The organism is Shimia sp. SK013, assembly GCF_001292625.1.
Lineage (GTDB): Bacteria > Pseudomonadota > Alphaproteobacteria > Rhodobacterales > Rhodobacteraceae > Shimia.
On record NZ_LAJH01000011.1, the window covers coordinates 205446 to 224914 of the forward strand.

A 19469-nucleotide genomic window follows, 5' to 3' on the forward strand; every position below is an offset into this window, starting at 1 on the left:
AGGGGCAAGTGCTGCGAAGGTTGTAGATCATCACGCTCACGTGCATGATCTGCCGTATGAAGTATTCTGTGTTATTGCTGACTTGTGTGGCCGTGGCAGGCTGTGACCTTGCCATGCCCGACATACTGAAACCCAAACCGGAAGCGGCTGGATCGACAGCCACTGCGGAGACATCTGACGCGAGCGCGGTCATGACCCCTGAGACCTTGGACGAAGGCGGCGAGACCGCCCGACCCGAGGCCGCGCCGGGGTCCCTCGGACGCACGGTTGTATCGCTCGGAGATGCTGCAGAAACGGGATCGTGGCTCAAGACGCCACTGGTGACCACGACGCGCCCCGGACGGGTTACTTACAAAGGCAAATGGGTGGCGGTGACCTTGATCCCGATTGATGGCGCAAGCGGGGCAGGCAGCCGCATGTCACTTCAGGCGATGCATCTTTTGGGGCTGGCGCTGACTGAGCTGACCGAAGTTGAAGTGATCGCGCAATAGCGCGTCACTTCAGGTATTTGCTGGCTTCTTTTACGGCCGAAGGTTTCATCGCATCGCCGTGCTTTTCCAAAAACGCGGTGACGCGCACGGGGTCGTGTTTGCTTAGATCACGCAACCACCAAGAGACGGCCTTTTGGATGAACCAGCCGTGATCGGGCACATAGCTGGCCGCCCATCCAAGCACGCGATCCCGGATTTCGAGTTCCTGAGATTTTGGGAAATTCTGCTTGGTCCAGGGCAGGGTGATCACCAGCGCCGCGCGGCGGGTCCACATATGTTCTGACGTGGTCCAGGCCTCGACCTGATCAATGCGGCTTGGGTCAGCAACCAGACGTTTCTGCCCCGCCATGCAGGCATGATCGGCAATCGCCCAGCTGTCAAACTCCGGCACCCAGCTCTGGATCAGGTCCCAAGTGGCCTCGTCGGGCCGGATCCGGGCTTGCGTCAAGAGTTTGGATGCGGCCAGGCGGGCTTCGAATATGTCGCTGGCCCACAGGTCGGCGGCCAGCGTCACGCGGTCCTCAACGCTTAGATCTTGGCGCCAGGCTTTGGTAAGATCATTGAGCGCCGGATTGGCAATGCCCAGAACTTCGCGGGTTTGCTTGTGATAGGCGGCCATTCCTTTGGCGCGCCCGGGTTCCACATGCGCCTTGAGCGCGACAAGTGCATCATCAAAAGTCATTCTACTGTCACCGATTTAGCAAGGTTGCGCGGCTGGTCCACATCAGTGCCTTTGGCCATCGCCGTGTGATAGGCCAAAAGCTGGGCCGGTACTGCATAGAGGATCGGGGTCAAAACCGGATCGACGGTCGGCATCTGGATCGTCAGCCACGTGCCTTCGGCGCCATCATCCAAACCGGCGTGATCAGACACCAAAAGGACTTTTCCGGACCGTGCCATGACCTCCTGCATGTTAGAAACGGTCTTGTCAAAAAGTCCATCGCGGGGGGCAAGAACCACCACGGGAACGTGTTTGTCGATCAGCGCGATTGGGCCGTGCTTCAGTTCACCTGATGCATAAGCTTCGGCATGTATATAACTGATTTCTTTTAGTTTTAGCGCGCCTTCAAGGGCAAGAGGATACATAAGGCCACGTCCCAGAAATAAGATATCGCGCGCCTCCGCAAGCTTGCGGGCAGCCGAAGCCATTTGCGGTTCGGCTTCAAGTGCGATGTTGACCATTCCCGGCAGTGCGCTCAGCGAGGTCAGCAGCTCGGAAAAGCGGGCCTTGTCCATCGTTCCGCGCTGTATGGCGGCCTTGAGGGCGAGCATCAAAAGCACAGTTAACTGACAGGTGAAAGCCTTGGTCGAGGCCACGCCGATTTCGGTGCCTGCAAGGATCGGAAAGGCGATGTCGCTTTCGCGCGCGATCGAGCTTTCGGGCACGTTCACCACCGACAGGATCTTGTCGGCTTTGCCTTCACAATAGCGCAGCGCCGCCAGCGTATCCGCGGTTTCGCCCGATTGGCTGACAAACAGCGCGACCGTGCCATCCGTCACCGGCGGTTCGCGGTAGCGGAATTCAGAGGCCACGTCGACTTCGACGGGCAATCCTGCGAGCTGTTCGAACCAGTATTTGGCCGTCAGGCATGCGTAGTAGGCCGTGCCGCAGGCCACCATCGTCAGGCGGTTGATTTTGGTGAAATCCAATGTCTCGCCGGGCAGGGCGATGTCGGCGCCATCAGCGGTCATATAGTGGCGAATGGCCTCTCCCAAAACTGTGGGTTGTTCGGCAATTTCTTTTGCCATGAAGTGTTTGTGGCCGCCCTTGTCGACGCGGGTCTGGTCGATACGAATCTGTTTGATAGCCCGGTTGGCCAGCACGCCGTTGGCGTCGCGGATCGTCAGGCTGTTGCGGGTCAATACCGCGCTGTCGCCTTCTTCGAGATACGTGATGCGATCTGTGAGCGGCGCCAACGCAATCGCGTCGGAGCCGACAAACATCTCACCATCACCATGACCAATGGCAAGAGGTGAGCCTTTGCGCGCGGCCACAATCAGGTCGTTTTCGCCCTCAAAGAGGAAAGCCAACGCAAAGGCGCCATCCAGACGGGAAAGAGTTTTCAAAGCGGCGTCGGCAGGCGACAAGCCATCAAGGATGTAGCGCTGCGTCAGCAGCGCGATGGTTTCCGTGTCGGTGTCGGTGACAAAGCTGATGCCGGATTGGGCCAGTTCCTCGCGCAATTCGCGGAAATTTTCGATAATGCCGTTGTGCACCACCGCCACCGGGCCCGCGCGGTGCGGGTGGGCGTTTACCACATTGGGCGCGCCGTGGGTGGCCCAGCGGGTGTGGCCAATGCCGGATTTGCCGCGCAGGGGTTCGTGCACCAGAAGATCTGATAAGTTGACCAGTTTGCCAACCGCCCGTCGGCGGTCAAGATCGCCTTGGTTTACGGTGGCAATGCCCGCGCTGTCATAGCCGCGATATTCAAGCCGTTTCAAAGCTTCTACCAGTATCGGAGCGACTTCGTGGTCACCAAGGACCCCTACAATTCCGCACATTATTTGCTCTCCCGGTCGCGTTTAAGCTTCTTTTTCTTTAAAACTTCGAACAATTTGACCGCAAGGCCGGGCTTTGTCACCTGGTCGGCGCGGGCCAGTGCCAATGCGGCGTCTGGAACGTTTTTGGTAATAACTGATCCGGATCCGGTCATTGCCTGATGACCTACTCGCACGGGCGCGACCAGCATAGTGTTGGACCCGATAAAGGCACTGTCGCCGATCTCGGTGTGATGTTTCATGACGCCATCATAGTTGCAGGTGATCGTGCCTGCGCCGATGTTGGTTCCCTTGCCGACGGTTGCATCCCCCACATAGCTGAGGTGGTTGATCTTACTGCCTTCGCCGACCTCGGCGTTTTTGATTTCGACAAAATTGCCGACGTGCACGTTCTCGGACAGCTCGGCTCCGGGGCGCAGCCGGGCGTAAGGCCCGACCGTTGCGCCGCGCGAAACGTGGCAGCCTTCAAGGTGAGAAAAGGCGCGGATGCGCGTGCCGGATTCAACCGTAACGCCGGGGCCGAAATAGACGTTCGGCTCCACCACTGTGTCGCGCCCTATGACGGTATCAAAGGACAGCATCACGGTTTCTGGCTGTTGCAGGGTCACGCCCAAATCCATCAACTCGGCGCGGGCGCGGTGTTGAAAGACCGCCTCGGCCCGCGCCAAATGTGCGCGGGAATTGATGCCAAGTGTTTCGGCCTCGTCACAGGTTACAGCGGTCACGGCGAGGTCACGATCGCGGGCGATGCCGACGATATCAGTTAGATAGATTTCACTTTGTGCATTGTCCGAACCCAGCGCGTCGATGAGATCAAACATCACCGCACGATTTGCCAACATAACGCCGGAATTACAGAAGGTTACTGAACGTTCTTCATCTGACGCATCAGCGAATTCGACGATCCTCTCAAGGCTGTTGCCCTGCATGATCAGACGCCCGTATTTACCGGGATCAGCGGCGTCAAAGCCAAGCACCACAACCGCGCTGTTGTCCCGCGCCACGATCATTTTTTCCAGAGTTTCCGCCGTCACAAACGGGGTGTCGCCAAACAGCACAATCACGTCGCCGTCAAAATCCGCCAAGGCCGCGCGCGCCATATTGGCCGCGTGGCCAGTGCCGTTTTGCTCTTGCTGCAAAACAACAGTGGCGTCCGTGTCATATTCCTCAACGGCGGCCTTAACCGCGTCAAAGCCATGACCGGCAACAACCACGGTACGGGCAGGGCTCAGCGCTGCGCCGGCCTGAAGCGTGTGCACCAACATTGGCGCGTTTGCGATCTGGTGCAGAACCTTTGGCAAATCAGAATTCATCCGGGTGCCTTTGCCTGCGGCCAGGATGACAAGTGCAATGCTCATCATGTTTTCTCTTTGAATTCGGTTGCGCCCGTTTTATCGGAGTGCAGCAGGGGCGCAAGGCCAAGGGCCATCAAAACTGATTGCGCCCTGTAACAGCATTGCGCGGATAAGCGCGTATACCGAGGGTGAGGCAGCAGATGCGGACGGTGGTTTTTGATCTGGACGGGACTTTGGCAGACACCAGCGGCGACTTGATCGCTGCCGCCAATTTTTGTTTTCGGGACATGGGGTTCGGGGACGTTCTTGACGTGTCCAGCGACGCTGGCGTGGCCCTGCGCGGCGGTCGACGGATGCTGACCGAGGGGCTGACGCGTTTGGGACGTTTTGAGGCCGCAGAGGTTGATCGCTATTATCCAATGTTGCTTGAGGCCTATGGCGCCCAAATTGCCGAACACACATATTTCTTCCCTGGTGCATTGGATGCGGTTGAGAAATTGTCGTCGCTTGGGTACGGCGTCGGCATCTGTACCAACAAACCCGAAGCGCTGGCAGAGCAGTTGATGCAGGCACTGGGCGCGCGGGATTTGTTTGGGGCTTTGGTCGGGGCGGATACGTTGCCTGTGCGCAAGCCTGATCCTGCGCCTTTGCGCGAAACGGTGCTGCGTTTGGGCGGCGATCCGGCAAAGACGATTTTGATTGGCGACAGCGACACCGACCGCAACACCGCCAAAGCCGCCGGTGTGCCTTCGGTTTTGGTGACATTTGGCCCTTCAGGCGACGACATGGCGGCTCTTGAGCCGGAAGCGCTTTTGGATGATTACGGCGCGTTGCCCTTGGTCGTCGAAGCATTGATTGGGCGCAACAGCTGATCAGACAGCGCAGAGAGCGGCAAAGCGATGAGGTTTGCGAGCGTGTCTTCGATGTGATCGGCGGAAACTCTACCCAACACGGGATCAGCCAACGCATGGAATTTGGCACGCAGCTCGCCCTCAGTTGGTGGGGCGGTGTGGTCCCATTTGGGTTCGTGCCAATCGCTTTGAAAATCCCCACCTGACGCGGTTCTGATGCGCACCCGTGCAAAGCGTTTTTGCGGGAAAGCGGCGTTGGCGGTGTCGTTTTCTTTCATCGTGATCTTGCTGGAAAGCGCCTGAAAATCAGCGTCTTGGGTGGCGGCGTCTGAGATGTCGTTGGGCGTGACCCTGCCACGGCTGAGGGCGATTGCCACAGGGAAGGACGTTGAATATTGTGCCTCCTCGGTGTTGGTCGGATTGGGCATCGCCAACCGCACACTTTCGTGGAAAGTCTCGATATCGATGGCCGTGATCTCGGTTGCAGAAAATCCGTGTTTGGCTTGTAGCGCGATGGCTGCCTCCATCGGCGGCTGCGCCCAGCGACAAACGGCGTAGGGCTTGTAATATTGCTCCTGCACATACCAGCGGGTGCCAAGATCCGCCCAGAACTCGGGCGATTGTTCCACGGTGATGGCGGGCGCGCCAGTGAACCCTAAACGCGCCAATTTGACAGCGGAGACGCCGGTCATCGCACCCCAGCCGGCGCCGTCTTTGACCATTGTCGGGTGGTCTATGCAGCGCATCATCTGACTGCGGGGGCCATGATATTCGGCGATGCCGAGTGTGTGGCGGGTTGTGTCGCGGTCCATTCCCAAAAGTCGCGCGCCTGCTGCTGCGGCCGTCACAGCACCCCAGCTGCCGCTGGTGTGATAGTCGGGTACGGTGGCGTGTTGCGCCACAGAAGCGCGCGCGCCAAACTCGTACCCCATTGCAATTGCTTCCAAAAACGCCCGCCCTGACACACTTGCCTCGTGGCCGAGCGCCAACGCCGCCGGAAACATCGGCGCGCCGATGTGGCCTTTGGCAGGGTTGAAGCCGTCATGCGCGTCCAGCGCATCAATCGTCATGCCCGCCGCAAGGGCGGCGCCAGTGGCGGAGACCGTCCGGCCATCAAACAGCATCGGAATGGCGCCGCCAAATTCTTCGTGTGCGTGCTGGCGGATGATTTGCGAAAGACGTGTGGCCAGCCCACCAGCGCCCACGCCGATCAGGTCCAGCAGGCTGAGTTCCACCTGTTTCTGGGCAGCATCCGGCAGGTCGCTCCAGGTCAGGTCGTGCACAAAGGCAATGGCGTCGCCCATCTTTTCCTCACGCGTTTGATGTCCTTAGCCTAACAAAGGCAGGGTGCAAAAAGAGGTCGAAGCCGACTTTTTGCGTCGTATTTGGCGCCGCGGACAGCAGGTGATTGCAGCGCTTGCGGCTCTGGCGTAATGCTTGGACATCACAAACAGCGCAGAGGGCGTGATGAGCGAGAGCACAAGCCGCGAAGTTTTCACCGGCAATTTCACCCAACAGGAACCGATCCCTGACGACGCCATTGCGGCGGCTGTTTCGGTGATGCAATCGGGCCGCTTGCACCGCTACAACGTTGCGCCCGGAGAGTTGGGCGAGGTGGCGTTGCTGGAGCAGGAATTTGCGGCAGTGACCGGCGCGAAATATTGCCTTGCGGTGGCCTCGGGCGGCTACGCAATGGGCTGTGCGATGCGCGCACTCGGGGTCAGACCCGGCGACAAAGTTCTGACCAATGCCTTTACACTGGCGCCGGTACCGGGGGCGATTGCAAGTGTGGGCGCCGTACCAGTGTTTGTGGGCGTGACCGAGGAGTTGGTGATTGATCTGGACGATCTCGCTGCCAAGGCGGATCAGGCGGATGTTTTGATGCTCAGCCACATGCGGGGGCATATTTGCGATATGGATGCGTTGATGGTGCTTTGCGATGCGCAGGGTATCAAGGTGATCGAAGATTGCGCCCATACGATGGGCGGGGGCTGGCGCGGTGTCGCCTCAGGTCGTTACGGGGTGATGGCGTGTTATTCGACGCAGACCTACAAACACATGAACTCGGGCGAAGGAGGCTTGTTGATCTCCGATGACGCGGAGGCGATGGCGCGTGCCGTCATTCTTTCTGGGTCTTACATGCTCTATGAACGCCACGCGGCCGCGCCCGCGCCGGACGTGTTTGAGCGTGTGAAATACGACACACCAAATGTTTCTGGCCGGATGGACAATCTGCGCGCTGCGATCTTGCGGCCACAATTACGTGAGCTGGATCAACAGGTTGCCGCGTGGAATGCACGTCATGATGCGATGCTAGAGGGCGTGCGCGGCACGCCGGGTCTAAATGTGGTGGAGAGGCCCGAGGGTGAGCAATACGTTGGCAGTTCGATCCAATTTCTGTTGCTGGATTGGGATGAGGCAAAGATTGCAGAGGTGCTGCGCCGTTGTGGCGACCGAGGAGTAGAACTCAAGTGGTTTGGCGGGGCGGAGCCGACGGGCTTTACCTCGCGTTATGACAGCTGGCGCTATGCGCCAAGCGCGCCGATGCCTGCCACGGATCGCGTGCTAAAGGGGATTTTGGACATGCGCATTCCTCTGACGTTTTCAGTCGAGGATTGCGCCCTTATTGCGCGGATCATCCGTGCGGAGGTCGGCGCGGTTTATCAGGCAGATTGATCAGCGATTGGCGTCAAAGAAGGCGGCGATTTTTGCGCTCACATCGGCGCGCACATCGGGGCCTTCCATCAGGACTTCGTGTTGTCCGCCGGGAATGATTTCAAGCGTGCCTGTTTCCCAACGCGCCATGCGGTTGGTGATGTCGCGTTGCGTCACGATCTGTTCATCACTGCCCATGAATGTCAGGCAAGGCAGGTCGGGGCTGGGTTTGGCAGCCAGAAGTTTGCATTCGGCAATCGCTTCGCGCAGCCAATGCAGCGACGGACCACCGAGCGCCAATTCCGGATAGCTGGTGACCTGCGCGCGCATATAATCATACATGTCGCGATCATTGGTCAGCGTGTTGCCGTCAAAATCCTGCTGCACAACGTAGGTTTCCGGGCCCGTAGAAGGCGCAAAATTCTCGGCAAAGCCAAAGATCGACGCCAGCCGCATCAAAACCCAAGCGCCGGGTTTGACAGCAGGGGCCATTTTGATGCCCCACATCGGGCCGGAGAACACAACGCCGTTGACCGGCAGATCCTGCATCACAGCCCGCAGGCCGATGCATCCGCCCATAGAATGCGCCACAAGGAACCACGGTTTTGGCAGGTCCAGCTCTTCGGCAGCGGCGACAAAGGCGGCAATGTCTTTTTGATAGTCGGGAAAGTCTTGCACATAACCGGCGCGCGGATCGTCGATCAGCCGATCAGCAAGGCCCTGTCCACGCCAGTCGATGCCCAGCGTTTCATAGCCCATATCGGCAAATTCGGCCGCCGCGCGGCCATATTTTTCGACATATTCGGTGCGACCGGGGAACATAAGAACCGTCCCCCGGCTGTTTTCTTTGGGCCAATGTGCGACCCGAATCCGCACGTCATCAGACGCGGTCAGCCAATAGGCAAGCGCCGTTGGCCCGTCAGCGACATCCTGATGAAACGGTGCGGATTGCAAAGCCATCAGCCCAGTACAGAGCCAAGTTTCATCGCGGCGCCCATGTCGCCGTCGATTGCCAGCTTGCCGCCCATGAAGGCTGCGGTTGGGTTCAACTCACCTGCGAGGATCGCCTGAAAGGTTTCCACGTCTGCGGTCATGGTGACGTCGGTTTCGTCGTCGCCTGCGCGCACGCCTTCGCCGTCGATCACAATCGCGCCTTCGCCTTCGATGGCAAATTTCGCGGAACCGTCAAATGCATCACCGCCCAGTTTTTCTGTCAGGGCCGCAACTGCGGTATTGATAATGTCGCTCATCAGTTTGATCCTTCAACTTGTTGTGCGCATCTTGGGATTCGCTGATACGCAGGGTATACTCGTTTACGTTATGGTCAACTTCACTCATCATCTCAAACATGTCGTTGCGGCATTTGCCGTCGCATCAGCAGTTTTTTTCACCTTTCCCGCCTTGGCGCAGGAGGGGTCTCCGGTTCCGCAGGACCTTGATAGCATGATGTTGCAGCTGCGTGACGCAGATGCGGGATTGGCCGAAACACTTGCGGACCGCATCCGGCGGGAATGGGACAAGTCCGGCTCCGCCAGCGCGGATTTCCTGCTGCGGCGTGCGGAAAAGGCGATGGAAGCTGGCGAATATACCCAAGCGATTGACCATCTGACCGCGCTGACAGACCACGCGCCTGACTTTGCCGCCGGTTGGGCGTTGCGGGCGCGGGCGTTTTTCGAGATCGATTCTTATGGCCGCGCGATTGGCGATCTCGAACATGTGTTGGCGCTTAACCCGCAGCATTTTGATGCGTTAATGGGGCTGGCTGTGATGCTTGATGAAATGGACCGCCCTGACGATGCCTATGAGGCATACATGCAGGTCAAGGCTATACATCCGCATCAGGCGGGCCTAACAGAAGCATTGGAAAGACTCGAACGGCTGGTTTTGGGTCGCGAGACCTGAGCCCTTTTGAGCAAGCACATCTGATGTCCTCATACCGCCAAATCACCGCCGTGCTTGGCCCGACCAACACGGGCAAGACGCATTACGCTATCGAGCGTATGTTGGGCTATCGCACAGGTGTGATTGGTCTGCCGCTCAGGCTTTTGGCGCGCGAGGTTTATGATCGGATTGTTGCCGCGCGTGGCCCGTCGGTGGTGGCTTTGGTCACCGGCGAAGAACGCATCGTGCCGCCCCGCACGCAATATTGGGTCTGCACGGTTGAGGCGATGCCCGAGGGGCTGGGCGCGGATTTTGTCGCGATTGACGAGATCCAGCTGTGTGCAGATCCCGAGCGCGGTCATGTTTTCACCGACCGTTTGCTGCGGATGCGCGGAACAAACGAGACCTTGTTTTTAGGCAGCGACACCATGCGCGGCACCATTTCAGAATTGGTGCCCGAGGCGCAATTCATGCGACGCGAACGCATGTCCACGCTCAGCTATTCCGGCAGCCGCAAGATCAGCCGGATGCAACCGCGCTCTGCCATCGTCGGTTTTTCGGTGGATAATGTTTACGCCATCGCCGAGCTTCTGCGCCGTCAAAAAGGCGGTTCTGCGGTGGTGATGGGCGCGCTCAGCCCCCGCACGCGCAATGCACAAGTGGAGATGTATCAGAACGGCGACGTTGATTTTCTGGTGGCGACGGATGCCATCGGCATGGGGCTCAACCTTGATATCGACCATGTGGCGTTTTCCTCGACCACCAAGTTTGACGGGCGCCGGATGCGGCCGCTCGCGCCAAATGAGTTGGCGCAGATCGCCGGGCGTGCCGGGCGCGGTATGAGCCACGGGACGTTTGGGGTGACCGGCGAGGCGCCCGAGTTGCCCGAACCCGTGGCCGAAGCCATCATGGAGCATCGTTTCACGCCGGTGAAAAAGCTCAACTGGCGCAATCCCCGGCTTGAATTTGGCACCGTCGAGGCGCTGATCCGCTCACTAGAAGCCAGTCCGGACGACGAATTGCTCGTCAAAGCGCGTGAAGCGGACGATCTGGGTGCATTGAAAATGGTGTCGCGCGAAGCCGAAGTTACAGCGCGGGCCAGCGACGCACCGTCGGTAAAGCTGCTTTGGGATGTCTGTCGGATTCCCGATTTTCGGGGAATCAGTCACGCTGAACACGCCAATTTGGTAGAGCAGATATTTGGCTATTTGCATCAAAGCGGGGCAGTTCCGGACGATTGGCTGGCCCGACAGGTCAAACGCATCGATCGAACGGACGGCGATATTGACGCTTTGTCCAAACGATTGGCATTTATCCGCACATGGACCTATGTCGCACAACGTAAAGGCTGGGTGCATGACGAAAACCATTGGCGTGGCGAGACTCGCGCTGTAGAAGATCGCCTGTCGGATGCGCTACACGAGCGCCTGACTCAAAGATTTGTGGACCGGCGCACATCTGTGCTTTTGCGCCGGCTCAAACAGAAGGAGGCCCTTTTGGCCGAAGTGAATGACAAAGGTGACGTGACCGTCGAAGGAGAATTCGTTGGTCGCCTCGAAGGGTTCCGTTTTATTGCGGACAAGGAAGCCAGCGGGCAAGAAGCCAAGACGCTGAAGACGGCGAGCTTGCAGGCGTTGGCGCCGCAGTTCCATCTGCGCGCGGACAGGTTTTACAACGCGCCCGACACAGAGATCGACTTCACCGAACAGGGCGGTCTGATGTGGGGTGAACACGCGGTTGGCAAATTGGTGCCAGGTGCGGAACCTATGAAACCTGTGGTCGAAGTGTTTGTCGATGACGAAGCCGGTGCCGATGTGGCGCAAAAGGTCGAGCGTCGTTTGCAGCACTTTATGGATCGCAAGATCGCGGCGCTGTTTGAACCGTTGCTGAACCTCAGCCGCGACGAAGAGCTGACCGGTCTGGCGCGGGGCTTTGCCTTCCGTATGGTCGAAAATCTCGGCCTTATCGCGCGTGGCGACGTGGCCACCGAAGTTAAAGAGCTGGATCAGGACGCCCGTGGCGCGCTGCGCAAACACGGCATCCGCTTTGGCCAGTTCACGATATTTATGCCGTTGCTGCTCAAACCTGCGCCCACACGTTTGCGTCTGGTGCTGTGGTCGCTGTCCCAAGGGCTACAGGAATTCCCTGAATCACCGCCCCCCGGTCTGGTCACTGTGCCCGCAGGCGAAGGTGTGCCACGTGGCTATCACACGATGGCGGGCTATCGTGCCGCAGGCGAGCGGGCGATCCGCATCGATATGTTGGAACGCTTGGCCGACATGCTGCGCACCGAGGACAGCCGTGGCGGATTTGAAGCCAAAGCGGACATGTTGTCGATCACTGGTATGACGCTGGAGCAATTTGCCGACCTGATGCAGGGTCTTGGCTACAAGGCCGAGAAAGGCGAGCGGGAGAAAGCGAAAGCCGCACCCGTGGCCGCCGTCGCGGCCCCTGAGGCTGAGACTGCCGAAACTGCGCCTGCCGAAGGCGGCGAGCCGGATGCGGCTGCTGTTGACGCACCAGAAGCGGACGCACCGGAAGCGACGACCCCTGAAGAGGAGTCGGTTGCGGCGGAAACAGCGCCAGCGGAAAGCACCGACGGCGAAGCACCGGTCGAGGCCCCTGCGGCGGACGCTGCTGAGCCGGAAATCGAGACCTTTTATACCTTTAACTGGGCAGGCAACCGTCAAGGTGGCAATCGCAACAACCAACGCCGTGGCGGCGGTCAGCAAGCTGGTCAACGTCGTGATGGAGGTCAGGGCGGTCCGCGGGGCAAAGGTGGCAAGCCAAAAGGCAAAGGTGGCCCGCGTCGCGACACTGGCGCGAAGAAATTCGAGGCCCGCCCACCGAAAAAGGAAAAGGCCATCGACCCTGACAACCCGTTTGCCGCTGCGCTTATGGGGTTGAAGACCAAGGATTGAGCGCATGAGCGCTCCGTCCAAACCTGACCCGTCGATGTCAGACGTACCCCAATCCGGGCCGTCGAAACTGCGGGTGGACAAATGGCTATGGCAGGCGCGGTTCTTCAAGACCCGCAGCCTGTCGGCCAAGGTTGTGACCGGCGGGCATATGCGGGTCAACGGCCAGAAGATTTCCAAAGCCAGCCACACCATAGGCTCAGAAGATGTGCTGACCTTCCCGCAGGCGCGTCAAATTCGCGTTATCAAGGTGCTGGCAACAGGTACACGCCGCGGGCCAGCGGCTGAGGCGCAAACATTATACGATGATTTGACCCCAAAAGAGGACCCTGTCCCGCGTGGGCCGGGCTCTGACGGAAAAGGTCGTCCCACGAAACGCGACCGACGCAATCTCGATCTTATGCGCATGTCGCGGCTTGAAGATTGAGGCGGGCTGATTTAGTCAGACGTGTGATCCGAATTTTGATGAGCTAACCCATGACCTATGTCGTCACCGAAAACTGTGTAGCCTGCAAATACACCGACTGCGTCGAAGTCTGTCCTGTGGACTGTTTCTACGAAGGTGAAAACTTTCTGGTGATTCACCCCGACGAGTGTATCGACTGTGGTGTGTGCGAGCCGGAATGTCCGGCGGATGCGATCCGTCCGGACACCGAGCCGGATATGGAAAAATGGGTCGAGTTCAACCGCAAGTATTCCGAGGTCTGGCCGGTGATCATCACCAAGAAAGACCCACTGCCCGAAGCAGAAGAGCGCGACGGCGAAGATGGCAAAATGGAGAAATACTTCTCCGAAGCACCGGGTGAAGGCGGCTAAGCAGCCGATTCGCCCGGCAAACAACGGCTTGGGGGCATGAAATTGCTGATAAGCGGTTGAGAAAACGGGCCAAAACGGACCTTTGAGTGTGCAGCACTTTTAAGGGGGCGTTTTTTGTGTTATATGTTTGTCATATACCGATAACTGCCTGCAGCCATCCCTGCGCATAATATGCCAAGGGTGGTTTTTTACGCCAGAGCCACAGCGAACGGGAAACCTCCGTCTCCCGTGCGTGTGTTTTTGTCTGGTGACATGGGGTCTTAGCCTAGGAAAGTTTGCATGAGCAAAGCCAAGAAGAACGAATTCAGCCCGAACGAATATGTGGTCTATCCAGCACATGGCGTCGGTCAAATCATCAACATCGAAGAACAAGAAGTTGCCGGCATGCAGCTGGAACTTTTTGTAATTTCGTTTGAGAAAGACAAGATGACCCTTCGGGTGCCCACCAACAAGGCCACCGAAATCGGCATGCGCGGTCTCAGCTCGCCAGACGTGGTGAACCAAGCGCTCAGGACGCTCAAGGGCAAAGCCAAGGTAAAACGTGCGATGTGGTCGCGTCGTGCGCAAGAGTATGAGCAAAAGATCAACTCCGGTGATCTGATTGCAATTGCCGAAGTGGTGCGCGACCTGCACCGCACTGACGATCAGCGCGAGCAAAGCTACTCCGAGCGTCAGCTGTATGAAGCAGCGCTTGAGCGTCTGACACGCGAAGTATCGGCCGTGGCGGGGGGTGACGAAGTTGCCGCTGCCACACAGATCGGCGATGTGTTGATGTCGCGGGCCCCTGCTGCAGCCTAAGCAAACCCAAATTGACGCGCAAAAGGCCGTCCCAATCGGGGCGGCCTTTTCGTTGCACGTATTGCCCTGATTTGCTTAAGTAAAACAACGAGGGGTTTTGGATGGATGATCTCAAGGCGCGTTTAACCGAGCTCTATACCGGCCACGAACGTGGGTCGGTGCGGTTTCGTTACGGGCTAATTGTTTTTGACTTCGTAACCATCCTGTTTTTTATCTTCACCGCCCACGTCGAGCAGGGCGCATTTTTGACTCTGGTCAGCCGGGCGACGGGCGGTGTGATCCTGATGGACCTCATCGCAAGATGGTGGGTGTCCGAGGACCGGAGGTTTTTGCTTACGCGGCTTTACACGATTGCAGATATCATTGTGATTGCCACTTTGATCCTTGATCCGCTGATGGAGGGGAATCTCGCGTTTTTGCGTGTGCTGCGTGGTTTGCGCTTAGTCCACTCTTATCATCTATTGTATGATCTTCGGCAGGACAGCCGCTGGTTTCGCCAGCACGAAGATGCTGTGATCGCCTGTATCAACCTGTTTGTTTTTGTGGCCATCACCACCACAACGACGTTGGTTTTTTTCATAGACGAGACGCTGACGGACACCCCCTATGTGGATGCGCTTTACTTCACGGTGGCGACGCTAACGACGACTGGTTTTGGCGACATCACATTGGGGTCGCCCGCGGGCAAGTTGTTTTCTGTCTTTGTGATGGTGGTAGGCGTCGCGCTTTTTGTTCGTACGGCGCAAGCGATTTTTATGCCGCTAAAGGTGGTGGCGGACTGTCATGCGTGTGGTCTGACCCGGCATGATCCTGACGCGGTCCACTGCAAACACTGCGGTGAAGTCGTGCGTATCGAAACCAAAGGCGCCTGAGCGTCAGCCCATCAGCGCGCTTAGTGCGATCAACAGGCTGATTTCGCTCACTTGTTGCGTTGCGCCAAGTATGTCGCCGGTTTGCCCGCCGATCTTCACCCGCGCTGTGGCCGCGCAGAGAGCCGCGCAGACAAAACACAGTCCCGCAAGTGGCAAAGCCATCCAGCTTATCATCAAATATGCAAAAGCGGTGGCAACCGTCAGGCCGGCGAGTGCGGTTTTGCGCGGCACGCGGCCTTGTGCATGTGACAACCCGTCGGCCCGGGCATGGGGCAGGGCGGTCATCACCAAAGGCATCGCCGCGCGCGACAGCATGGCAACGCTGATGAGATAGGCCGCTGCCCACTCTGCGTTAAGCAAGGTCGCAACCGCCAAACAGCGCAGAGCCAGCGACAGGCACAGCGCGATCACACCATAAGCGCCGATGTGGCTGTCTTTCATGATCTCCAGCCGCCGCGCCTTGTCCCAGCCGCCCCACAGCCCATCCGCAGTATCGGCCAGCCCGTCTTCGTGCATGGCGCCGCTCAGAATGACCATGGCCGCGACAAAGATCACCGCGGCAATCAAATCGGGCAGGCCCAACCAAAGGGCTGCCAGCATGGGCAGGCTGGCCAGACTGGCGAGCACGGCACCGGCCAGTGGATAAGCCCACGCCGCCTGTGCGCTGCGCTCAAACCGCGCCTTGATCGGCAGGCGCGTCAACAACGCCAGCGCGGTGGCAGGGTCATTGGGGTGGATCAATAAGGTGTCGGAACCGGACGCGCCCATGTCTCTTTCCTGTCTTGTGGGGGGCTGGCATTCAGGTAAACAACCAGAAAGCCAAAAACACAACAGGAGCCTCGTCCATGACCGCAGATTTCACCACTTTGGCAGAGTTTCAGGCGTTGCTCGCAACCGCCCCCGGCGCGGATCAAAAGGCGCTGGGCGAAGCCGAAGAGCGCAACAGCCAGCTGACCAAACCCCCCGGTGCTTTGGGCCGATTGGAGGATCTGGCGATCTGGTATGGCGGCTGGCGCGGCACTGGGCGCCCTGCGATCGAAGCGCCACAGGTGATTGTATTTGCTGGCAACCACGGCGTGACCGCACAAGGTGTTTCAGCTTTCCCAGCTGAAGTGACCGAGCAGATGGTGCTGAACTTTCAACACGGCGGCGCGGCCATCAACCAACTGGCCAAAGCGGCGGGCGCGACTCTGGATGTTGTGGCGCTGGATTTGGATACACCGACTGCGGACTTCACCCAAACAGCAGCGATGAGCGAGGCCGAGGTAGTGGCGGCATTGGCCGCAGGCTGGTCTGCCGTGAATGCGCAAAGCGATCTGCTGGTCGTGGGCGAGATGGGCATCGGCAACACCACAAGCGCCGCCGCAATTGCCAACGCACTTTATGGCGGAGACGCCGCCGATTGGGTGGGCCGTGGCACCGGCGTGGACGACGCGGGACTGGCGAACAAAGCCCGCGTTGTTGCCGAAGGCGTGGCCCTGCATGGCACACCCAAAGGCATGGAGGCGCTGCGCACTCTTGGTGGGCGTGAGTTGGCCGCAATGGCGGGGGCGATTGCACGCGCGCGCAGCCTGCGAATTCCGGTGATTATGGACGGGTTTATCTGCACGGCTGCCGCCGCAACGCTGGAAAGCGCAGCTGCTGGCGCGTTGGATCACGTGGTCGCAGGACACGTCAGCGCCGAAGCCGCGCATAGCGCCGTGCTGACCCAGTTGGGCAAAGCGCCGCTGCTTAGCCTTGGTATGCGCCTGGGCGAGGGATCTGGTGCGGCTGTTGCGATCAACATTCTGAAATCGGCTGTGGCCTGCCATTCCGGCATGGCGACTTTTGCCGAGGCTGGCGTGTCGGACGGCTAAGTCAGGCTATCGGCAAACCTTGAGGCAGGCCGCATCAGGCCTGCTGATCGTCGTCTTTTTCTTCGTCAAGCTGCGCCATCAGCATGGTTTGCAGCTCGTCTTCGAGCGCGCGGGCACGGGCCATGTACGGCGGATTTTGTGACGACGGCACGCCGTCTTTCCACAGTTGTGCCAATTCCCGAACCGCATCGCGATCGTGGTGGAAAAAAGTCTTTTCTGCCTGCGCGGCCTCATATTCGCTGAGCCCGACGTTTTCGAGCACATAGCGGCCAGCCCGCAAAGAGCTGTCAAACATTTCGCGTACGATGTCATTGGCGCCCGCATCATACAGCCTGAACACCTGCGTGCGATCTCGTGCTCGCGCTACGATGTGCAAATCTGGCCGTTCGCGACGTGCAAAACTCACCAACCTGACAGCAGCCTCGGGATCATCCATTGCCACGACCAAAACGTGTGCTTTGGCAAGTCCGGCGGCGTGCAACATTTCCGGTCGTGTTGGGTCGCCGAAGAAGCCTTTGACACCAAAGCGGCGCATGGTCTCGATGGCCTGCATGTTATGATCCAGAACCACAGTGTTGAATCCGGCAGAGCGCACCAGACGGTTCACGATCTGCCCGAAACGGCCAATGCCTGCGATGATCACCGGTCCGGTTTCGTCGATTTCATCGGGTGTATGTTTCTTGGTGTCCGCCCCGTCACCAATGCGTTTGGAAATCACATCATAGATGATGAACAGCAACGGCGTGATCAGCATACTGAGCGCCACAACCAGCAACAGTTCCTCGCCGAACCATTGCGGGATCACATTTTGCGCGGTCGCGGTTGTAATGAGTACAAAACCAAACTCGCCGGCTTGCGCGAGGGACAGCGTGAAGAGCCATTGGCTGCGTCCCCGAAGGCCAAAGGCGCGGCCAATCAAGAACAGGATCAACGCCTTTAAAGCGATCAAGCCGACAACGATTTCAGCGATGCGCAGTGGGTCGCGCAACAAAACGTCAAAGTTGATCTGCGCACCGACGATGATGAAAAACAGGCCAAGCAGGAGGCCTTTGAACGGCGCGATATCGCTTTCCAGCTCGTGGCGGAACTCAGAGTTGGCCAGAAGCATGCCCGCCAGAAATGTGCCAAGCGCGGCAGACAGACCCACAAGGGACATCAAAAAGGCGATGCCGACAACAATCAAAAGCGCCAGTGCGGTGTACATCTCCGGCAAACGTGCTGCGTGGATAAACCGAAATACGGGACGCGTGAGATAGCGACCGCCAATGACAATCGCAAACACCATTCCCAACGTCACAAGCGCCGCGCCCCATCCGGGCAAACCCTGTACCAGCGAAAGCCCCTCGTGGCTGTGGTCCTGAGCCAGCTTGATGGATCCGTCTGCAGCAATCTTGGTCAGGGAAGTGTCCGCAAACAGCGGCAGAATGACCAGCATCGGGATCACGGCGATGTCCTGTGTCAACAAGACGGCAAAGGCACTGCGTCCTCCGCCGGTTTGCATCAGACCCTTTTCCGTCAGGGTTTGCAGCACAATCGCGGTGGAACTCAACGCGAAAATCATGCCGCAGGCCACGGCGATGTTGATCGGATAACCAACGGCCATCACCACAACCATCACGGCCACCCCCGTAAGGCTGATCTGTAACCCGCCTAGGCCAATCAGTTTGTCGCGCATCGCCCAAAGCGCGCGGGGGTCAAGCTCCAACCCGATCAGAAACAGCATCATCACCACGCCAAATTCCGCATAGTGCAGCAATTCGCCCGCTTCGCTGGTGCCCACAAGGCCCAACACCGGTCCGATCAAAATGCCCGCCGCCAAATAACCCAGCACCGAGCCCAACCCGAGCCGCGCCGAAATCGGCACCGCGATCACCGCTGTTAGCAGAAAAATACTGGCCGTATAAAGTGCGTGTTCCATGGTCTTCCTAGTGGCCTCAGGTCGGCAAAGGGGCGTCGCGTTTGAGTTGGTCCATCACGATCTGACTTTGCACGCGACTGACCGCTGGATGCGGCAAAAGCACTTCGTGAATCAAGCGGTTGAGCGCGCTCAGATCGTCGCAGTAGGCGCGCAAGAGGTAGTCCGCGTCCCCCGTCATGGTCCAGGCGCTGACGATTTCGGGGCGTGTGTCGATCAGGGTCGCAAAGCTTTGCGCCTGTTCGGGGCCATGTGTGCCCAGCTGCACCTGCACAAAGGCCTGCACCGACAGGCCCAACCGATTGGGGTTAAGCCGCGCCACGTAGCTCTCGATGAAACCTTCGCCCTCCAAACGCTGGCGGCGGCGTCCCGCCTGAGAGGCTGACAGGTTGAGAATATCCCCCAACTCCTGTGCCGTGAGGTGGGCGTTTTTCTGAAGCGCCGAAAGCAGGCGCATATCGGTGTCATCAAGCATGTGCGGATATTTCGCATGAAAGTGTCAATTGTCGCCAATGGTACGCGTAAATTGCGACGAATGCACGTCACTTTGCGGAAAACCCGCGTCAGCTTGCGTATAATCTTATCAAAGCGAACGAATTCACTCACTTCAGGAGACGCCCCC

19 protein-coding genes are annotated in these 19469 nt (G+C 58.7%); 10 read left to right on the forward strand and 9 right to left on the reverse strand.

Annotated features, from left to right (window positions below; all coding sequences use genetic code 11):
* The first annotated feature begins 56 nt into the window (after positions 1-56).
* Positions 57-491 (forward strand): hypothetical protein, encoded by a 435-nt coding sequence (locus SHIM_RS09235; protein ID WP_054002367.1) that lies wholly within the window; start codon positions 57-59, stop codon positions 489-491.
* A gap of 4 nt (positions 492-495) precedes the next feature.
* Here the strand turns inward: SHIM_RS09235 and SHIM_RS09240 are convergent, their stop codons facing one another.
* From SHIM_RS09240 to glmU, 3 genes are read right to left on the reverse strand one after another with little or no spacing between them, the layout of a single operon-like run.
* Complete coding sequence (locus SHIM_RS09240; protein ID WP_054002368.1) at positions 496-1173, reverse strand: DNA alkylation repair protein; 678 nt, start codon at positions 1171-1173, stop codon at positions 496-498.
* Positions 1170-2993 (reverse strand): glutamine--fructose-6-phosphate transaminase (isomerizing), encoded by a 1824-nt coding sequence (gene glmS / locus SHIM_RS09245; protein ID WP_054002369.1) that lies wholly within the window; start codon positions 2991-2993, stop codon positions 1170-1172. Before glmS ends, SHIM_RS09240 begins: the two co-directional genes overlap by 4 nt.
* Positions 2993-4348 (reverse strand): bifunctional UDP-N-acetylglucosamine diphosphorylase/glucosamine-1-phosphate N-acetyltransferase GlmU, encoded by a 1356-nt coding sequence (gene glmU, locus SHIM_RS09250; RefSeq protein ID WP_054002462.1) that lies wholly within the window; start codon positions 4346-4348, stop codon positions 2993-2995. The genes glmS and glmU overlap by 1 nt, the downstream gene beginning before the upstream one ends.
* 137 nt (positions 4349-4485) lie before the next feature.
* Between glmU and SHIM_RS09255 the strand changes: the two genes are divergently transcribed.
* Entirely contained in the window at positions 4486-5157 is a 672-nt protein-coding gene (locus SHIM_RS09255) for an HAD-IA family hydrolase (protein WP_054002370.1), read from the forward strand.
* Here the strand turns inward: SHIM_RS09255 and SHIM_RS09260 are convergent.
* Positions 5106-6440: an MmgE/PrpD family protein gene (locus SHIM_RS09260; RefSeq protein ID WP_054002371.1), complete on the reverse strand. Its 1335-nt coding sequence runs from the start codon at positions 6438-6440 to the stop codon at positions 5106-5108. The genes SHIM_RS09255 and SHIM_RS09260 overlap by 52 nt on opposite strands.
* Before the next feature lie 163 nt (positions 6441-6603).
* On the opposite strand from SHIM_RS09260, the gene SHIM_RS09265 reads away from it, so the two are divergent.
* On the forward strand, positions 6604-7812 hold the full coding sequence (locus SHIM_RS09265) for a DegT/DnrJ/EryC1/StrS family aminotransferase (protein ID WP_054002463.1): 1209 nt from the start codon (positions 6604-6606) through the stop codon (positions 7810-7812).
* Here SHIM_RS09265 and SHIM_RS09270 read toward each other — a convergent pair whose 3' ends face one another.
* The gene (locus SHIM_RS09270) at positions 7813-8751 is read right to left on the reverse strand and encodes an alpha/beta fold hydrolase (RefSeq protein WP_054002372.1); all 939 of its coding nucleotides are present in this window, start codon (positions 8749-8751) and stop codon (positions 7813-7815) included.
* Complete coding sequence (locus tag SHIM_RS09275; RefSeq protein WP_054002373.1) at positions 8751-9041, reverse strand: SCP2 sterol-binding domain-containing protein; 291 nt, start codon at positions 9039-9041, stop codon at positions 8751-8753. Before SHIM_RS09275 ends, SHIM_RS09270 begins: the two co-directional genes overlap by 1 nt.
* Between SHIM_RS09275 and SHIM_RS09280 the strand changes: the two genes are divergently transcribed.
* The 6 genes from SHIM_RS09280 (at position 9031) to SHIM_RS09305 (ending at position 15076) form a co-directional block, all read left to right on the forward strand.
* Positions 9031-9693, forward strand: coding sequence for a tetratricopeptide repeat protein (locus tag SHIM_RS09280; RefSeq protein WP_241488824.1), 663 nt, complete (start codon positions 9031-9033; stop codon positions 9691-9693). The genes SHIM_RS09275 and SHIM_RS09280 overlap by 11 nt on opposite strands.
* Before the next feature lie 23 nt (positions 9694-9716).
* Positions 9717-12593, forward strand: a complete 2877-nt coding sequence (locus tag SHIM_RS09285) for a helicase-related protein (RefSeq protein WP_054002374.1) — start codon at positions 9717-9719, stop codon at positions 12591-12593.
* Between the two features lie 4 nt (positions 12594-12597).
* Positions 12598-13017: an RNA-binding S4 domain-containing protein gene (locus tag SHIM_RS09290; protein ID WP_241488825.1), complete on the forward strand. Its 420-nt coding sequence runs from the start codon at positions 12598-12600 to the stop codon at positions 13015-13017.
* Positions 13018-13067: 50 nt separating this feature from the next.
* Positions 13068-13406, forward strand: a complete 339-nt coding sequence (gene fdxA, locus SHIM_RS09295; RefSeq protein WP_054002376.1) for a ferredoxin FdxA — start codon at positions 13068-13070, stop codon at positions 13404-13406.
* A 279-nt stretch (positions 13407-13685) separates the two neighbouring features.
* The gene (locus SHIM_RS09300) at positions 13686-14204 is read left to right on the forward strand and encodes a CarD family transcriptional regulator (RefSeq protein ID WP_054002377.1); all 519 of its coding nucleotides are present in this window, start codon (positions 13686-13688) and stop codon (positions 14202-14204) included.
* Between the two features lie 101 nt (positions 14205-14305).
* A complete protein-coding gene (locus SHIM_RS09305; protein WP_054002378.1) occupies positions 14306-15076 on the forward strand; it encodes a potassium channel family protein in 771 nt (256 codons plus the stop codon).
* Between the two features lie 3 nt (positions 15077-15079).
* Here the strand turns inward: SHIM_RS09305 and cobS are convergent, their stop codons facing one another.
* On the reverse strand, positions 15080-15844 hold the full coding sequence (gene cobS / locus SHIM_RS09310; RefSeq protein WP_054002379.1) for an adenosylcobinamide-GDP ribazoletransferase: 765 nt from the start codon (positions 15842-15844) through the stop codon (positions 15080-15082).
* Between the two features lie 77 nt (positions 15845-15921).
* On the opposite strand from cobS, the gene cobT reads away from it, so the two are divergent.
* Positions 15922-16932: a nicotinate-nucleotide--dimethylbenzimidazole phosphoribosyltransferase gene (gene cobT, locus SHIM_RS09315; protein WP_054002465.1), complete on the forward strand. Its 1011-nt coding sequence runs from the start codon at positions 15922-15924 to the stop codon at positions 16930-16932.
* Between the two features lie 34 nt (positions 16933-16966).
* Here cobT and SHIM_RS09320 read toward each other — a convergent pair whose 3' ends face one another.
* Both SHIM_RS09320 and SHIM_RS09325 read right to left on the reverse strand, forming a co-directional pair.
* A complete protein-coding gene (locus tag SHIM_RS09320; protein ID WP_054002380.1) occupies positions 16967-18850 on the reverse strand; it encodes a cation:proton antiporter domain-containing protein in 1884 nt (627 codons plus the stop codon).
* Between the two features lie 16 nt (positions 18851-18866).
* Complete coding sequence (locus SHIM_RS09325; protein WP_054002381.1) at positions 18867-19322, reverse strand: Lrp/AsnC family transcriptional regulator; 456 nt, start codon at positions 19320-19322, stop codon at positions 18867-18869.
* Between the last annotated feature and the right edge of the window lie 147 nt (positions 19323-19469).

Coding starts and splice junctions, on each gene's coding strand:
- glmS (WP_054002369.1), bottom strand. CDS start 2,993: ATGTGCGGAATTGTAGGGGTCCTTGGTGACCACGAAGTCGCTCCGATA.
- SHIM_RS09305 (WP_054002378.1), top strand. CDS start 14,306: ATGGATGATCTCAAGGCGCGTTTAACCGAGCTCTATACCGGCCACGAA.
- glmU (WP_054002462.1), bottom strand. CDS start 4,348: ATGAGCATTGCACTTGTCATCCTGGCCGCAGGCAAAGGCACCCGGATG.
- SHIM_RS09280 (WP_241488824.1), top strand. CDS start 9,031: ATGTCGCTCATCAGTTTGATCCTTCAACTTGTTGTGCGCATCTTGGGA.
- SHIM_RS09325 (WP_054002381.1), bottom strand. CDS start 19,322: ATGCTTGATGACACCGATATGCGCCTGCTTTCGGCGCTTCAGAAAAAC.
- cobS (WP_054002379.1), bottom strand. CDS start 15,844: ATGGGCGCGTCCGGTTCCGACACCTTATTGATCCACCCCAATGACCCT.
- SHIM_RS09240 (WP_054002368.1), bottom strand. CDS start 1,173: ATGACTTTTGATGATGCACTTGTCGCGCTCAAGGCGCATGTGGAACCC.
- SHIM_RS09255 (WP_054002370.1), top strand. CDS start 4,486: ATGCGGACGGTGGTTTTTGATCTGGACGGGACTTTGGCAGACACCAGC.
- SHIM_RS09285 (WP_054002374.1), top strand. CDS start 9,717: ATGTCCTCATACCGCCAAATCACCGCCGTGCTTGGCCCGACCAACACG.
- fdxA (WP_054002376.1), top strand. CDS start 13,068: ATGACCTATGTCGTCACCGAAAACTGTGTAGCCTGCAAATACACCGAC.
- SHIM_RS09270 (WP_054002372.1), bottom strand. CDS start 8,751: ATGGCTTTGCAATCCGCACCGTTTCATCAGGATGTCGCTGACGGGCCA.
- SHIM_RS09320 (WP_054002380.1), bottom strand. CDS start 18,850: ATGGAACACGCACTTTATACGGCCAGTATTTTTCTGCTAACAGCGGTG.
- SHIM_RS09300 (WP_054002377.1), top strand. CDS start 13,686: ATGAGCAAAGCCAAGAAGAACGAATTCAGCCCGAACGAATATGTGGTC.
- cobT (WP_054002465.1), top strand. CDS start 15,922: ATGACCGCAGATTTCACCACTTTGGCAGAGTTTCAGGCGTTGCTCGCA.
- SHIM_RS09235 (WP_054002367.1), top strand. CDS start 57: ATGAAGTATTCTGTGTTATTGCTGACTTGTGTGGCCGTGGCAGGCTGT.
- SHIM_RS09260 (WP_054002371.1), bottom strand. CDS start 6,440: ATGGGCGACGCCATTGCCTTTGTGCACGACCTGACCTGGAGCGACCTG.
- SHIM_RS09275 (WP_054002373.1), bottom strand. CDS start 9,041: ATGAGCGACATTATCAATACCGCAGTTGCGGCCCTGACAGAAAAACTG.
- SHIM_RS09290 (WP_241488825.1), top strand. CDS start 12,598: ATGAGCGCTCCGTCCAAACCTGACCCGTCGATGTCAGACGTACCCCAA.
- SHIM_RS09265 (WP_054002463.1), top strand. CDS start 6,604: ATGAGCGAGAGCACAAGCCGCGAAGTTTTCACCGGCAATTTCACCCAA.